15 protein-coding genes are annotated in these 15132 nt (G+C 69.5%); 10 read left to right on the top strand and 5 right to left on the bottom strand.

Annotated elements, in window-relative coordinates; translation table 11 throughout:
- Window positions 1-961 precede the first annotated feature (961 nt).
- Genes ACZ6O5_RS27560 through ACZ6O5_RS27570 form a run of 3 tightly spaced genes read right to left on the bottom strand, consistent with a single transcriptional unit; the run spans window position 962 to window position 3359 of the window.
- Window positions 962-1729, bottom strand: a complete 768-nt coding sequence (locus tag ACZ6O5_RS27560; protein WP_465980673.1) for a glucose 1-dehydrogenase — start codon at window positions 1727-1729, stop codon at window positions 962-964.
- Window positions 1730-1759: 30 nt separating this feature from the next.
- Window positions 1760-2335: a cyclophilin-like fold protein gene (locus ACZ6O5_RS27565; RefSeq protein ID WP_465980675.1), complete on the bottom strand. Its 576-nt coding sequence runs from the start codon at window positions 2333-2335 to the stop codon at window positions 1760-1762.
- Window positions 2336-2339: 4 nt separating this feature from the next.
- Entirely contained in the window at window positions 2340-3359 is a 1020-nt protein-coding gene (locus ACZ6O5_RS27570) for a zinc-dependent alcohol dehydrogenase family protein (protein ID WP_465980677.1), read from the bottom strand.
- A 147-nt stretch (window positions 3360-3506) separates the two neighbouring features.
- On the opposite strand from ACZ6O5_RS27570, the gene ACZ6O5_RS27575 reads away from it, so the two are divergent.
- The 5 genes from ACZ6O5_RS27575 to ACZ6O5_RS27595 all read left to right on the top strand — a co-directional run bounded on the left by ACZ6O5_RS27575 (window position 3507) and on the right by ACZ6O5_RS27595 (window position 7177).
- Window positions 3507-4400, top strand: coding sequence for a helix-turn-helix transcriptional regulator (locus ACZ6O5_RS27575; RefSeq protein WP_465980679.1), 894 nt, complete (start codon window positions 3507-3509; stop codon window positions 4398-4400).
- The gene (locus tag ACZ6O5_RS27580) at window positions 4400-4804 is read left to right on the top strand and encodes a (R)-mandelonitrile lyase (protein ID WP_465980681.1); all 405 of its coding nucleotides are present in this window, start codon (window positions 4400-4402) and stop codon (window positions 4802-4804) included. Before ACZ6O5_RS27575 ends, ACZ6O5_RS27580 begins: the two co-directional genes overlap by 1 nt.
- A 220-nt stretch (window positions 4805-5024) precedes the next feature.
- The gene (locus tag ACZ6O5_RS27585) at window positions 5025-5981 is read left to right on the top strand and encodes an ABC transporter permease (protein WP_465980683.1); all 957 of its coding nucleotides are present in this window, start codon (window positions 5025-5027) and stop codon (window positions 5979-5981) included.
- Window positions 5982-6010: 29 nt separating this feature from the next.
- Window positions 6011-6577: a hypothetical protein gene (locus tag ACZ6O5_RS27590; RefSeq protein ID WP_465980685.1), complete on the top strand. Its 567-nt coding sequence runs from the start codon at window positions 6011-6013 to the stop codon at window positions 6575-6577.
- A 60-nt stretch (window positions 6578-6637) separates the two neighbouring features.
- Window positions 6638-7177, top strand: coding sequence for a hypothetical protein (locus ACZ6O5_RS27595; protein ID WP_465980687.1), 540 nt, complete (start codon window positions 6638-6640; stop codon window positions 7175-7177).
- A gap of 239 nt (window positions 7178-7416) precedes the next feature.
- Here ACZ6O5_RS27595 and ACZ6O5_RS27600 read toward each other — a convergent pair whose 3' ends face one another.
- The gene (locus ACZ6O5_RS27600) at window positions 7417-7986 is read right to left on the bottom strand and encodes a TetR/AcrR family transcriptional regulator (protein WP_465980689.1); all 570 of its coding nucleotides are present in this window, start codon (window positions 7984-7986) and stop codon (window positions 7417-7419) included.
- The gene (locus ACZ6O5_RS27605; RefSeq protein ID WP_465980691.1) at window positions 7976-8476 is read right to left on the bottom strand and encodes an SRPBCC family protein; all 501 of its coding nucleotides are present in this window, start codon (window positions 8474-8476) and stop codon (window positions 7976-7978) included. The genes ACZ6O5_RS27600 and ACZ6O5_RS27605 overlap by 11 nt, the downstream gene beginning before the upstream one ends.
- A gap of 307 nt (window positions 8477-8783) precedes the next feature.
- Here ACZ6O5_RS27605 and ACZ6O5_RS27610 point away from each other — a divergent pair, with 307 nt between their 5' ends.
- The 5 genes from ACZ6O5_RS27610 to ACZ6O5_RS27630 all read left to right on the top strand — a co-directional run bounded on the left by ACZ6O5_RS27610 (window position 8784) and on the right by ACZ6O5_RS27630 (window position 15062).
- Entirely contained in the window at window positions 8784-9497 is a 714-nt protein-coding gene (locus ACZ6O5_RS27610) for an MBL fold metallo-hydrolase (RefSeq protein ID WP_465980894.1), read from the top strand.
- A 354-nt stretch (window positions 9498-9851) separates the two neighbouring features.
- Entirely contained in the window at window positions 9852-10013 is a 162-nt protein-coding gene (locus ACZ6O5_RS27615) for a hypothetical protein (protein WP_465980693.1), read from the top strand.
- An 84-nt stretch (window positions 10014-10097) separates the two neighbouring features.
- Window positions 10098-10955 carry a tetratricopeptide repeat protein gene (locus ACZ6O5_RS27620; RefSeq protein ID WP_465980695.1) on the top strand — a complete coding sequence of 286 codons (858 nt, stop codon included), beginning with the start codon at window positions 10098-10100 and terminating at the stop codon, window positions 10953-10955.
- A 65-nt stretch (window positions 10956-11020) separates the two neighbouring features.
- The gene (locus ACZ6O5_RS27625) at window positions 11021-12667 is read left to right on the top strand and encodes a PLL family lectin (RefSeq protein ID WP_465980697.1); all 1647 of its coding nucleotides are present in this window, start codon (window positions 11021-11023) and stop codon (window positions 12665-12667) included.
- A 274-nt stretch (window positions 12668-12941) separates the two neighbouring features.
- Window positions 12942-15062, top strand: a complete 2121-nt coding sequence (locus ACZ6O5_RS27630; protein ID WP_465980699.1) for a DUF8189 domain-containing protein — start codon at window positions 12942-12944, stop codon at window positions 15060-15062.
- Window positions 15063-15132: the final 70 nt, after the last annotated feature.

Genomic DNA, 15132 nt, shown 5'->3' on the forward strand with positions numbered 1-15132 from the left:
GGCGCCCTGATCCGGGCGCTCGCCGAGTGGCACGTGCTGCGCGACGCCCGACGACGGTCCGCCCGCGGCCGCTACACCTTCGCCGCATACAAAGGAGACGCCGGCAACATCCGCGCCGCTGGCCAACTCCTGGCGTGGCTGGACGAGGAGCAGCTGACGCTGGCCACCCTGCGACAACAACACCTCGACGCCTGGGCGGCCGGCAACCCGACGCTGCGGGCCCAAACCATCCCCTTCACCCGCTGGACGGCCGCACGGAAGCTGACGTCCGCGCTCACCATCGCGCACCCGCCCAACCGGCGCCCCAGCCACTTCCAGGTCGACGATGTTCACCAGGACGAGCTGCGCCGGTGCCTCACCGACAAGTCACTGCCACTTCAGATCCGCATCGCGGGCGCCCTGACCCGGCTCTACGCGCTCCCGCTCACCCGGATCGTCGAGCTCACCGCCGGCCAGTTTTACCGCCACGACGACAACGCCTACCTGACGATCAATCGCCAACCGGTTGTTCTGCCACCGTCGCTGGCCCAGCTCATCGAAGCCCACATCCGCACCGCGGCCCCACCCCACCACCGACCGGACAGCGCGACCCGATACCTCCTACCCGGTCGAAGCCCCGGCCGGCCGCGCAACCCTGCCGGGCTGGCCGACTCGATGCGGCGCTTCGACCTTCCCGTCCGCGCGGCCCGCAACACCGCCATGATGCAGACCCTCGCGGACTGCCACCCATCGTCATCGCGGACCTGTTCGGCATCCACCCCGGCACGGCCCACCGATGGGCACAGTTCGCCGGCAACAGCTGGGATGACTACCTGGCAGTCCAGCCTTGACCTCACCCGGGAAATCGATCGTTCTTTGTTGGGACGGAGCCCGCAACCCGTTGCCGGGCAGGGCACCCAGCTCAGCGTCAAGCAGGAGGCTCACCTGGTCGCCCTGCACATGGCGGGTAAGCCCGCCCGCCCTACTGCGCGGTGTATCCGCCGTCCACCGGAAGGGCGACGCCGACGACGAAGCTGGCGCCGGGGCTGCACAGCCAGAGCACGGTGGAGGCGATCTCGTCGGCTCGGCCGAGCCGGCCGATGGGTTGGTTGGCCAGCGCTTCGGCGGTGTCGAGTTCACCGTTGGCGATCATGGCGGTGACCATGGGGGTCTCGAAGGTGCCGGGGCAGATGGCGTTGATCCGGACTCCGCGGGGCGCGTATTCCAGGGCTGCGCTGCTGGTGAGCCCTAGTACGCCGTGTTTGGACGCGTGATAGGCGGCGCGTCCGGGCAGGCCGACGAGGCCGCCGAGGGAGGAGCAGTTGACGATGGCGCCGCTGCCCTGCTCACGCATCTGCCGCAGCTCGTGCTTCATGCAGGCCCAGACGCCGCGCAGGTTGACGGCGTTGACGCGGTCGAAGGTGTCAGCGGGCTCGTCGGCGGCGTCGGAGGGTGGGGCTTGGATGCCGGCGTTGTTGAAGGCCATGTCGAGCCGGCCGTAGGCCGCGACGGTCTGGTCGATGAGGGCGGCGACCTGCGCCTCGTCGGATACGTCGCACCGGATGCCGAGGGCCTCGTGCCCGCCCGCCCGCAGTTGGGCGGTGGCGGTCTGCAGGGCCGCGTCGTTGATGTCGGCCAGGACGACCGCGGCTCCCGCGTGGGCGAACGCCTGCGCGGTGGCGAGCCCCATGCCGGAGCTGGCGCCGGTGACCAGGGCTACCTGGCCGGTGAAGTCGTAGGTGGGGTTCATGGTGTCTCCCGGTGGCGCGCTCGGTGTTCTTCAGGCGGCGAAGGGCTTGACGGTCACGGTGACGGCGCCGTCGAGGTCGGCGATGCGGCTGGCGGCGTCTCCGTCGAGGCGGCCGATGATCACGATGCCGGGGAAGTACGACTGGTCGCCGTAGTAAAGGACGAGGTCGTTGCCGGGGGCGTAGTAGCCGACATCGCCGACGTCGGGGTCCGCGCCGTCCGGCTGGCCGCCTAGCGACAGGGGTGCGGGCAGTGGGCCGGTCTTCTCCACCGCGCCGTGGTCGATCATGTTGACGGTCAGCGGCAGTTGGGCAAGCAGGTCACGGCCGGCGGCGCTTTCGAAGATTGTGGCCTGGAAGCGCTGGTCGTTGATGGTGATCTGGATCTTCATCTGCTCTCCCCGGGGCGCGGTGGTGCCGCTCGGTGGTGCCGTGGCCCGGCCGGCGTTGCCGGGCGACGTCGCGGACGTTGCGCCGCCGATATCGCCGGACTGACCGTTGACGTTGACGCCGCAGCCGGAGAGGCTCAGGCCGAGCAGCGCCGACAGCGCTACGCCCACGGCCGTGCGTGTGGCTGGCATGGCATCTCCCGGTGTCGGGTTCGCCACCGGGTCACAGCGTGAGCAGGACCTTGGTGGCGGTGCGCTGATCCATCGCCTGGTAGCCCTCGGCGGCCCGGTCGAGCGGCAGGGTGAGGTCGAAGACCTTGCCCGGGTCGATGGTGCGGTCCCAGATCAGCTGGATCAGTTCGGGCAGGAACCGCCGGACCGGGGCGGGGCCGCCGTGGATGTGCACGCCGGACATGAACAGCTCGTCGCCGGGGATGGCGATGTCGTGGGACACCCCGACGAACCCGACGTGGCCGCCGGGGCGGGTGGAGCCGATGGCCTGCATCATGGCCTCCTGGGTACCGACGGCCTCGATGACGCTGTGCGCGCCCAGGCCACCGGTCAGCTCCTTGATCCGCTTCACGCCGGCGTCACCGCGTTCGGTGACGATGTCGGTGGCGCCGAACTCGCGCGCGAGGGCCTGCCGGTCGGGGTGGCGGCTGAACGCGATGATGCGCTCCGCGCCGAGCTGCCGGGCGGCCAGGACGCCGAGCAGGCCGACCGCGCCGTCCCCGACGATCGCGACGGTCTTACCTGGTCCGGCCTCGGCGGCGACCGCGGCGAACCAGCCGGTGCCGAGGACGTCGGAGGCCGCCATCAGCGACGGGATCAGCTCCGGGTCGGGCCGGCCGGGAGTGGCGACGAGGGTGCCGTCGGCTAGCGGGATGCGGGCCAGCTCCGCCTGGGTGCCGATGGTGCCCATCAGGACGCGGTGCACGCAGTACGCCTGGTATCCGGCCTGGCAGATCTCACAGGTGTTGTCGGACGCCCAGAACGAGCCGACGACGAAGTCACCGACCTTCACGGTGCGCACCTCGGACCCGACCGCCTCGACGACGCCGACGTACTCGTGACCCATCACCTGGTGGTCGACCGGTTCGGCGCCGCGGTACGGCCACAGGTCGCTGCCGCAGATGCAGGTCGCGGCCAGCCGGATGATCGCGTCGGTCGGCTCGATGATCGTCGGGTCCGGGCGCTGTTCGACCCGCACGTCCCCGGGCTTGTGCATGACAACCTGACGCATCCTGGTGCGCTCCGTTCGCTTCGATTCCGACGGCCCTGCAGGGCCACGGACCCAGTCAACGTGCCCGCCCGAGCGGGGAGAAGTCCCTGGTGATAGGTGTACTGACAGGGCACCCCTACCCGGTGTCGCGCGGCCTACGCTCGACGCATGGACAACCGTTCGGAGGTGCGCGACTTCCTGACCACGCGCCGGGCCCGGCTGACGCCCGAACAGGTCGGCCTGCCGCCGACCCGCAGCCGACGCGTCCCCGGCCTGCGACGCAGCGAGGTCGCCGCCCTCGCCGGGCTCAGCGTCGAGTACTACGCCCGCCTCGAGCGCGGCCAGATCGCCGGTGCGTCGTCCGGCGTGCTGGAGGCCCTGGCCCGGGCGTTGCAGCTCGACGAGACCGAACGGGCCCACCTGTTCGACCTGGCCCGCGCCGCCGACGGCATCCCGACCTCGGGGCGGCCCCGCCGCCGCGCGGCCACCAAGGCCGCCGAGCGCCTCAGCCTGCGATGGGCGATGGAGGCCATCACCGACGGAGTCGCTTTCGTGCGCGATCCGCAGCAGAACCTGCTCGCGACCAATGCGCTCGGCCGCGCGTTCTACGCACCGGTGATCGGCGACGGGGGACGCCCACCGAACCTGGCCCGGTTCCAGTTCCTCGACCCGGCCTCGCGCGACTTCTACCCCGACTGGGACCGCTTCGCCGAGATGTGTGTCGGCGTCATGCGCGCCGAGGCCGGCCGCGACCCGCACGACCGCGCGCTGCAGGACCTCGTCGGCGAACTCTCCACCCGCAGCGAGGACTTCCGCCGGCTCTGGGCCGACCACAACGTGCGCACCCACGGCGCCGGCACCAAACGGTTCCGCCACCCCGTCGTCGGCGAACTCACCCTCGCCTACGAGGAACTCGCGATCACCGCCGAACCCGGCCTGGTGCTGCTCGTGTACACGGCCGAACCCGGGTCGCCGTCCGCGGAACGGATGCGCCTGCTCGCCTCCTGGGCGGCCACCGCCACCACTGCCACCGCCGCAGTCCGCGATTCGGAAGGAACCTGATGCAGATCACCCGCACATCCATCGTCACCGCCAAGGGACCCGGCGACTGGTTCACCGGCGACGTGTACATCGATGCGGTCGCCGGCGCACCGGCGCCGTCGCGGGTCACCGCGAACCTGGTCCACTTCATGCCCGGCGCCCGCACCCACTGGCACCGCCACCCGCTCAGCCAGACCGTCTTCGTCACCGAGGGCGTCGGCCTGTGCCAGCGCCGCGGCGGCCCTGTCGAGGTCATCCGCCCCGGCGACCGCGTCCTATTCGAAGCCGACGAGGAACACTGGCACGGCGCCGCACCCGACCGGCTCATGGTCCACCTCGCCATCAACGAAGCCGATGACCAGCACGACGTCGTCCACTGGCTCGAACCCGTCACCGACACCGAATACGCCGCAAACCATCGTTAACGGCACCTCTCCTCATCGAGATGCCGGCAGCGGGAATACTGCAGGTCTCGAATACCATCGCTTCGCCAGCAGGCGAGTGCCACCACGGAGGCCATCATCGGTGGCGTGACTGGCAGCATCTGTAACCCCGAGACTGCGCTGCTCGGCCCGTTCGACCGGCGCGGCTGGCTCCGGTACACCGGTTGCACGCACCCGCTGGCCACGCCGCAGCGCCAGCCTGGTGGTCGGCTCGGCGACTGCGGGAACTCGCTTCCTCGATCCGGCTTGCCCCCACGGCGCCTGGCTCAGCCCCGCCACTGCTGAGCACCCCGCAGTCGTCCTCGGCGCCGAAGCCGCCCGACGGCTGGGCATCACCACTGCCGGGCCGGGCGTCCTGGTCCAGATCGCTGACGAGCGTTTCGCCGTCGTCGGCATCCTGCGACCAGTGCCGCTGGTGCCCGAACTCGACAGCGCCGCCCTCATCGGTGCCCGCGCAGCCGCCGACTATCTCGCGGCCGACACCGGCCCGAGCATCGTCTACCTGCGCGCCGCTGAGCACCAGGTCACCGCGGTCCGCGATGTGCTCGCCGTGACCGCCAACCCGGCCGCACCGTACGAGGTCGTCGTCTCCCGACCGTCCGATGCCCTCACCGCGAAACGTGCCACCGAACGAGCCTTCAACGGGCTCCTGCTCGGCCTCGGTGCGGTGGCACTGCTCGTCGGCGGCGTCGGCATCGCGAACATCACGATCATCTCTGTGCTCGAACGACGAACCGAGATCGGCCTACGCCGCGCGCTGGGTGCCACCCGCGGCCAGATCCGCCTCCAGTTCCTGACGGAGTCTCTGCTGCTGTCCACCCTCGGTGGCATCGCCGGCGTCCTGCTCGAAGCCGCCATCACCATCACCTACGTCTCCCTCCAGCAGTGGCCTCCCGTCACACCCGTGTGGGCGATCGTCGCGGGCATCGGCTCGACGATCACCATCGGTGCGGTCGCCGGCATCTACCCAGCGGTTCGGGCAGCCCGCATGCCTCCCACCGAGGCACTTGGCAGCGGGGGAGGAAACCCAGGACGACCTCGAGTGATGGGTCGAGAGCGGCGATTCTCGAGCCCGGTCGGCCGTCATCGGCGCAGCGGTGTCGATGAGGACCACCGGGCGCGTCACGGAACGGCCTGGAACGTCCTCGGGGCAGGGTGACGAAACCTTGAAAGGATCTTATGAGAAGAATGCGACTGGGCTTGGCCGCGGCTGTTGCAGTGGCCCTGCTCGCGGTGACGCAGCCGGCAGCCACGGCAGCCGGAGCGCCAGTGGTCGGGCCGGCCTGGACGGCCTCGGACCTGGACTACCACTGGCGCGGCCTTCCCACCTGGAGCCAGGGCTACGGGCCGATGAGAAACCTTGCCCGACAGGCATACAAGAACGACGACTCTCTGCACTATGAGACCCGTAGATATGGGATCAACATCGGGTGGACCGACTGGCCGAGGTCGCAGATCTATGTGTACGGTGAGGGGCTTGCCCGTGATGCGCCGATCACGCCGACGACCAGGGTCGCACTGTACTTTCCCGGCGGCGGATATCTGAAGCACGGCGCCCGGGAGTGGGGCATCGGGCTGGCCTGGTCCAGCACCCCCGTGTACGAGTGGCTGATCGAGCCGGCCGGATCGTCCGGCGATCAACTGGTTCACAACATCGGCACGCCTGATGCGTCTATTGATGCGTATCTGGCGATGGGTCCGGACACCGGCGAGGGGCCGATGCTGCGGTGGGGCCCCGGGCCCGTCCGGTACTAGGAGCGGCGCGTTTGTCCACCGGCATCTCGTCGGGTGTTGACGGAACTATAGGAGCAAAGCGTGATGATGGCGCTGAAGCGGTTGGGTGCCGTGGCGGTGGTTGCTGTGACTGCCGCACTGCCCGCCGTGCCTGCGAAGGCGGCCGGCAGTTACGGCCCCGGTTATTGCGAAGCGGCAGATGGCAAGTACTGGCACGGCCTTCCCACCTGGAGTGGGGGCTACGGGCCCATGAGAATAAGCGAGGGGCCCGGCGACAACGCCTACAAGTACGGCAGCCAGCCCAAGGGAATCAACATCATCCCGACCGAGTGGCCACAGTCGCGGGTAACCGTGCTCGGTCAGGGCCTGCCTGATGACGGCTGGGTCACCCCGGAGACGAATGCTGCGATCTACCTGCCGGGGGGAGGTTACCTGAAGTACGGCGTGCGCGAGTGGGGCATCAATCTGGTGTGGTCGGCCACGCCTGTGTATGAGTGGCGGATCGTGCCCCACGAGTGTGGTCAGCGGATCTTCAACCTGACGAGGGGTGCCTACCTGGTCGGTCAGATGCAGTACGGCGTCGACTGGGGCTGGGGACAATTCGAGGAGTGGGAGGGCTGACCACGGCCGTCTGTGCCGTGCGGCTCCGGGTCAACTGCCTGGCCGGATCGTCGTTCGGCTAGTGCTCTGGCTGCCCCCGATCGCCCGGATGGTCAGGCAACTGCGGTGGATGGGCGTCCGCCCCGGCGGATGCCCATCCATCGGCAACGAGATGGGGATGAAGCACCGGTCGGAGTGCTGCGATTCGCGGCGCCGTAACCGGCACGGGCGTGAGCGGACGCTCACCGGAACCCGCGGGCTCACGCCCCGGTCGGTGGCTGTGCCGTGATGAGCTCGGCGAACAGTTCGGCGGCGGCGTCCAGGACGTCTCGGTCGCCGGTGATCAGCAGATCCAACAACAGGCCACGTGTCGCGGCGAGACTCAACCGGGCCCGCCGCCTGGCCTCCGGGCCGGCCCAACCGAAGTGGGTGAACAACTCCTCGACGGGGCCCGCCCAGGCGGCGACGACCGAGGCGCGGAATGAGTCGGTCCAGGACTTCTCGAACAGGGCGTGCGCATAGATCTCGAAGAACAGCCGCTCCGCCGGCGCCAGGGCCGGGTCGGCCAGGCGCCGCCAAAAACGGCGACTCACCTCGACCGGGTCGTCAAGCTCCGCGGCGAGGGCCGCCAGCGCGGCGCGCTGCTCCGCCTCGACCCGCCGGACGACCTCGGTGAGCAGGCCCTCCCGGCTGCCGAAATGATAGAGCAGCATGCGATGGCTCGTGCCCGCGCCGGAAGCGATCTCGCGGAGGCTGAGCTGGCTGAACCCGCCCTCCTTCAGAAGATTGACGCAGCGGTCGAGCAGCGACTCCCGGGCATCACCAGCCACCGGCGCGGCGCACCCCTTCGTTCATGGTGTCCCCGGCGGCCTCGTCGGTCGGGGCGGGCGACGGGATGGTCCCTGACTCCGCGGCCGCCTTCAGTGCGGCCGCCTCCATCCGCAGGTACCGTCGCGTCCGCGACGCGGTCAGCAGCGCGACCAGCCAGGCGAGGGCCCCGCTCTGCTCGATGCCGATGCTGATCCGGGTCGTTCCGTCGGGCTGGGCCTCCACCCGGTGATAGGCGAAGGTGTGCACCCCCGGCGCGTGCGTCTCCCAGGCGAACGACTCACCCGGTTGCAGGTCGTAGACCCGCCACACGGTCGTGGGGAAGCCGGGTTGGCGGATGCGGAACCGGCTGCCCAGGCCCAGTGTCGGCCGGTCGAGCGGTGCCACCTCCGCCATGGAGGCCGTCCACTCGGGCCAGCCCGTCACGTCCGCCACCGCCGCCCAGGCGGCCGCGGTCTTCGCCGTGGTGATGATCGTCTCTCCGTAATTCATGTACCAGATGGTACATGCGATTCCGCTAATGGCAAGAAGAGAGCTGGGCAATTTCGCGTGTCGCGGGGACGACCGCAGTCCACGGATTGTCGTCGGGCACCCGCCCACAACGAGAACCGATGCATCATCCCGATCGCAATGATCGACACGAGCCCTGTCCTGGCCGCGTTCCATCCCGTTCCACGCTGTTCCGTCCGGCGGGTTCGACTATCGCCGATCGATGCTTTCGTTCGCTGCGAGCCGAGAAGGGATATTCGCATTTGTCGGCAAGGGTCCGTCACAGATATCGTCGCCGGTTGTGGACGTCATGCAACTGCTACCGAATCTCCACCTGTTTCGCTTTCCCGTGGGCCACGCGTACCTGTGGCGTGGTGCGGACGGGCTGACGCTGATCGACTCCGGGGTTCCGGGATCGGCACTCGCCATCGCGGCGGGGATCGAGAGCCTCGGTCACCGACCGGCCGACGTGCGGCGCCTGCTACTGACGCATCATCACGTCGACCACGCCGGCTCGGCGGCGGAGATCACGACGTGGACGGACGTGACGGTCTACGCACACCAGGCGGACACCCCGGTGCTCGAGGGTCATGAGCAGGTCCGGCCGCCGCTGCTGACCGACTGGGAACAGCGCCTCTGGGACGAGGTCCACGGCGGGAAGCCCCCGCAACCCGCCGCCCCGGTGGTGGTTGACCACCGGCTTCACGACGGTGACGTCATCGATCTCGGTGGGGAGCCGGCCGTCGCGGTGGCGGTGCCCGGGCACACCGCGGGCAGCGTCTCCTTCCATCTGCCCCGGTCAAGGGTCCTGTTCACCGGCGACACGATCGCGCGACTACCCGACGGGACGGTGATCCTCGGGGTGTTCAACGTCGATCCGGAGCAGGCGGCCGAGTCCATGAAGCGGCAGGCCGACCTGGACGTCGAGATCGCCTGCTTCGGGCACGGGGAGCCGCTGACCCACGGGGCGTCCGCTCTGCTGCGCGCTGCTGTGACGCAGCTCGGCGATCGCCGCTCGGGATGACCGAGGCCAGGCCGTGGCGCAGTCGCGCATCCGCGCACCGGCGGACCGGACGCTGGTGGGGAACCAGCTGGAACGGACCGGCACGGGATACCCGAGAGACGCAACGTGCCTGGAAGGAGCCGTTAGTGAAGACGCCACCGCACTCCGCCGAAGACAGGGTGAGGCGGTTCCCCCGCCTCCTGATTCTCGCGGCGCTGCTCGGAGCGAGCGCAGTCGCGGCCTATGTGGGTGACACCTCTCCCGTCGAGGCGGGGACGCAGGCCCTCCGAGACTCGTGCCCGGATTGGGCGTGCGGCCAGAACCACAACCAGGTCCTGCTGTAACCGATTCCGACAGCAGAGGAGAGGTGAAGTCATGACGAGGATGTACCTGGCGGTGCTGACCGGCGTCGCCGCCCTGGCCCTGGCGATCGGCGCGGTAGCCGTATCCGCCGGCGACACCACCGAAGCCGCGCCGACCGCCGCCGGTGGGCTTTATATCGGCCCGCACCCGGCCGGGCCACCCGGACAGGCCTAGCGGCCCAAGCACCGTGCACGTCGACGTGCCGGTGGACCTGGTCCGCCGGCACGTCGTCATACGCGCCCTGCCGAGGAGACAGCCGTGGATCAGAAGGCAGACAACGCGCTCCGCGCCGTCCGTCGCCAGGCGGCCGAGGGCGACTACGCCTCGGCGGCCTTGACGGCGTCCGCCGCGATCGACGCACTCGAGGCCGGTTCCGGTGACCGCGACATGCTTGTGGTGTTGCTCAACGAGCTGGGCATGCTCTTCAAGTATTCCGGTCGTCTAGACGAGGCGGAGCACCTCTACGACCGGTCGCTCGCACTCGTGTCCAGGACGCCGACGAGGGCGGGTGACCTCGCTGCGGTGCTGCACAATCAGGCCGGAGTGGCGCACGCCAGAGGGGACCTGGGACGCGCCGAGCGGCTGGCGCGGCTGGGCATCGCCGTCCGGACCGGCCAGACGCAGGTCGACAGGCGGGCGTTGGCCGCGGACGACGCGGCACTGGCGGCGATCCTCATCGATCGCGGCTCGTGGAACGAGGCGAGACGGCTGCTCGAAAGCTGCCTCGACCACCACCGCCGCGAGTACGGTCCCGCGCATCACGAGGTTGCCGTCACGCTGCACAACCTGGGGTCCCTGATGTTCCGCGAGGGCGACGCCGCAGCGGCGAGCAACGCTCTGCAGGAGTCGCTGAGCATCAAGGTGACCTGCCTGGGTGAAGATCATCCTGACCTCGCTCCCACCCTCTACAACCTTGCCTTCTGTCGTGAGGCGATGGGCGACCTCGCCGGCGTGCGTCCCCTGCTCACCTGGGCCGTGTCGATCCTGCGACCCCAGGTGCAGTCGTCGCAGGCGACCTACGTCGCTTGCGTGCGGAAACTGGCCCAGCTGCCAGCCGAGGTCCCGGCAGAAGAGGAACGCCATGGAACGCGTCGTCCACGACCGAACACCGCGTGACGAACGTCAGTCACCGGCATCACCCATGCAGAAGCCATAGAAAGGTACACGTGAAATCGTCGGAAGTGCGAAGAGGCGCACGTCGCGTCACCACGGCGGTGGTCGCCACGATGATGGCGCTCACGATGGCGACGCCCGCCCGGGCGGACACCCTCGACAAGCTTGAGGAGTACGGCAAGTACGCCGGCTACGCGAAGACCGCGTACGACGTCTACAAGACCCTGTTGGGCAACGAGATGACGCTCGAGCAGGCGGTCAACGAGCTGCAGGCATCGATCGCCCAGGTCGGCGAGCAGGTGGCCGAGGTGCTCGACGAGATCGGTGAGATCGCGGCGGCAGACGTGGAGACCTGCACCCGCAACGCGCTGATCACGTTCGCCGACATCGAGGCGCTCAGCCCCGACAACGCCCAGGCGTTCGCTGTCCAGGCGACCGACTGTGTGGCCAAGGCCAGGGCGTACATCAACGTCGTGGACAACCGGGCCGCTGTCGATGTCATGGGGTTCGCGGTGAACACGGTCGGACCGATCGCCCTCTTCGCCCAGGCGAACGCCGGCTTCAGCACCAACCTGCTCAAGGACGAACTCATCGCGGCGAACCAGCGCAACATGGAGAGGCTGGAACCGACGTGCGGGGCGACGCCGCTGTGGGGTGACCGGCCCGTCGACCCGAATCCGCAGCCGGTGGAGGTGCGACTGCGCTGCACCGCCTTCAACCACGACGGCGACGACTTCGTCATCGCGCAGTTGCGACGCGGCGATCCGCTTCCGGCGTTCGACTACAGCAAGGCACGGGACCGCGCCATCGAGGTGAGCAGCTACCCGACCTCGCGTGCGGCGTTGGCCTCGCTGCGGGGCCCCGGCCCGGCCAACGGATCCTCGATCGCGGCGGCGGCCGGCGGCGACGGCCTCGTCCGGCTGTGCGGCGCCTCGATCCACGATTCGGTGCACTGCCGCGCGCAGCAGCAGCCCGGATCGGCGACCTGGAACGCCTGGTCTCAGCTCGACGGGCAGCTCAGGTCCATGGCCGTGGAGAAGAACGACGACGGGCGGCTCGAACTGTTCGGCGTGAACAAGGAGGGCACCCTCTGGCACCGCTGGCAGACCACGAGCGGATGGTCGGCCTGGGCGTCGCTGGGTGGTCCGTTCACGTCCGTCGCCGTGGCGCGCAACGGCGCGGGTCGCCTCGAGCTGTTCGCCACGAACCAGGACAGCCAGGTCAGCCACCGCTGGCAGAACACCAAGAACACGACCAGCGACTGGTCCAACTGGTCGACCCTGGGGATGACCGCTCGCTTCGTGGCCGCCGAGGCGAACGGCGACGGACGCGTGGAGGTCTTCGCGCTCAACGCGGCGGGCGAAGTCTGGCACCGCTGGCAGATGCTTCCCAGCGGCTGGTCGAACTGGGACCGGCTCGACGGCACACTGAAGACCGTCGCGGTGGCTCGCAACGCGCAGCAGCGGTTGGAGATCTTCGGCACCAATGCGCAGGGGATGCTGTGGACGAGGGCGCAGCGCGCCGATGGCAACGGCTGGTCGTCCTGGAGCCAGCTGAACGGGACCTACTACGGCGTCGCGGCCGGGTCCGACGCCGACGGCCGGGTGGAGCTGTTCGCGGTGGACGCTGCGGGCAAGGTGTCCGGTAACCACCAGACCGCCTCCGGTTGGAGTGGCTGGACCGCGCTGGACAACGGTCTCAAGATCAGACCTTAGGTCGGGCCCGGCCGCCTGACCTTCCTCGACGGGCGACGCCCGACGCCCGTCTGGCACCCGCCGCCAAGGAACGCGATGGAACGTCGGCTGGGTGAGCGAGGACAACCGTGACGAGGCCCTCGGAACACTGTTCCGAGGGCCTCGTCACGCCGTCCCTGAGACAGGCACAACAGCCGGCGGCGCGTGGACGCCCGCCGGGCTCAAGGAGGCAACGATGACAAGTCTGCGGGCAAGGGTCCGTGGCTCGGCACGTTCAGCAAGACGGTGTACGGGCTTGGCCGCGGCTGCGGTGCTGGTGGTGGCGACCGCCGTGTCGGTGATCGCCGCGCCCGCCTCGCCGGCCCTCGCCGAGCCGATCAGCTTCGACCTCGGTACGCCGGCGCTGACCAGGAACGCGTTGGGCGCCATGGAGTTGTTCGCCACGGACGGCGCCGACCGGGTGTGGCACCGCTGGCAGTCCGGGCCTGGTTCGGCCTGGAGCGGCTGGAGCCAGCTCGACGGGTCACTGCGCTCGGTCGCTGCCCAGAGCAACGGCGCCAACCACGTCGAGTTGTTCGGCATCAACGACCAGGGCCTGATCTGGCACCGATGGCAGCTCCCCGAGGGCGGTTGGTCGTCCTGGACCTCGATCGAGGGCAACCTGACGTCCCTGGCCGTCGCCCGCAACCAGGACAACCGGATGGAGCTCTTCGGCACCAACACCCTGGGCCAGGTCTGGCATCGGGCCGAGACGACCGCCGGGTCGCACACCTTCGGCCCGTGGGCGCTGTTCGACGGCGGCCTGATGCGCAGCGTCGCGGCGGAGACCAACGAGGACGGCCGGGTCGAGCTGTTCGCGCTGAACGACGCAGGTGAGATCTTCCACCGGGCGCAGACCCGCCCGGCCGGCTGGTCGGCGTGGACCCAGCTCGACGGCGCACTGAAGTCGCTGGCCGTGGCCAAGGCGGCGGACGGCCGTCTGGAGCTGTTCGGGGCCAACGCGGCCGAGCAGATGTGGCACCGCCGGCAGATCGACAGAGGCGGCGTCGGATGGACGGGCTGGGACTCGGTGCCCGGCCAGGCGCGCACCATGGCGGCGGAGGCGGACGCGAACGGGCGGATCGCGCACGTCGTCATGAACGGCGCCGGCGAGAGCCTGGTGCGCGTGCAGCAGCAGGACGGTTGGTCGGACTTCACCACGCTCGCGGGTGACCTCGCCCCGCTGTACTGGATCACCCACAACACCCAGGCCGAGCTGTTCGCGAACGCGGTGACCGTTCCCCACGCGATCATCAAGATCGTCGGCGACGTGAACCTGGACCTCAGCGGCCGCGAGTTCATCCGTATCGCGGCCGGCGTGCAGATCCTCGGTGACACCTCGGTGCATCCGCGAGGTCCCCGCCTGTTCACCACGTCCTTCCCTCGGGTGCTGTTCCAACTGGGGCACGACCCGGCCCAGGTGACCTCCGACAACGTCCGCATCAGCGGCATCCGCCTCGACGGCGGGCAGGGCGAGGAGCCCGCGGAGACCGAGGAGGAGGACAGCGACGCCATCCGGATCTTCTCCAGCCGCAACGTGCAGATCGACCACAGTGAGCTGTACGGCTGGCGCGGCTCGACCGTCCTGGTCGACGACGGGCAGGGGCGGCTCGGCAAGGACGACGACCCCGCCAGCATGGTCCGTGTGGTGGACAACTACATGCACCACAACCAGCACCAGACCGGCGACATTTTCGGTGGCGGTCACGGGGGCGGGTACGGCGTCGCGGTGCGCAACGGCGGCTTCGCCCTCATCGAACGCAACGTGTTCGACTGGAACCGGCACGCGGTGGCCGGCGACGGCCGCGAGGGCAGCGGCTACCGCATGTACAACAACCTGGTCCTGCCCAACGGCGGCTGGAACACCGACGTCTACCACACCCACATGATCGACATGCACGCCCGGGACTCGTGCGGCCTGAGTAGCTACAACTGCGGACTCGCCGGTGAGTTCATGGACATCAGGTACAACACGATCCTCTACAGCGCGGGCACCGGCATCAAGCTGCGCGGTACGCCGAGCATCGGCATGTACGTGTCGAACAACGTCTTCACCCACCGGCAGGAGTTCGGCAACGCGCTCGACGACGCGGCGATGGTGCAGAACGAAACCGGACTGCACGCTTCGGCCAACACCTTCGGGTTCAGCGCGACGACCGGCACCAGGTCCAATGTCTGCGACTTCGACGGCGACGGCACCAACGACACCTTCCTGGCGTCCGGCGCGAACTGGTGGTACCAGTCCGCGACTCTCGGCTGGCACCACCTGCGCCAGTCCACCATCACGGCCGACAAGGTGACGGCATTCGGTGACCGCAACGGTGACGGCCGTTGCGACGTGACGGCGAACGGAACCGTGTACCCCACCGCGGGCTGACCGCCTTCCGGGCTGGCCCGGAGCCGCGCCGGGACCGCCGGGGGTGGCTCCGGGCCAGCTCTCCATGCGT

Source organism: Micromonospora sp. NPDC049201 (assembly GCF_055586805.1).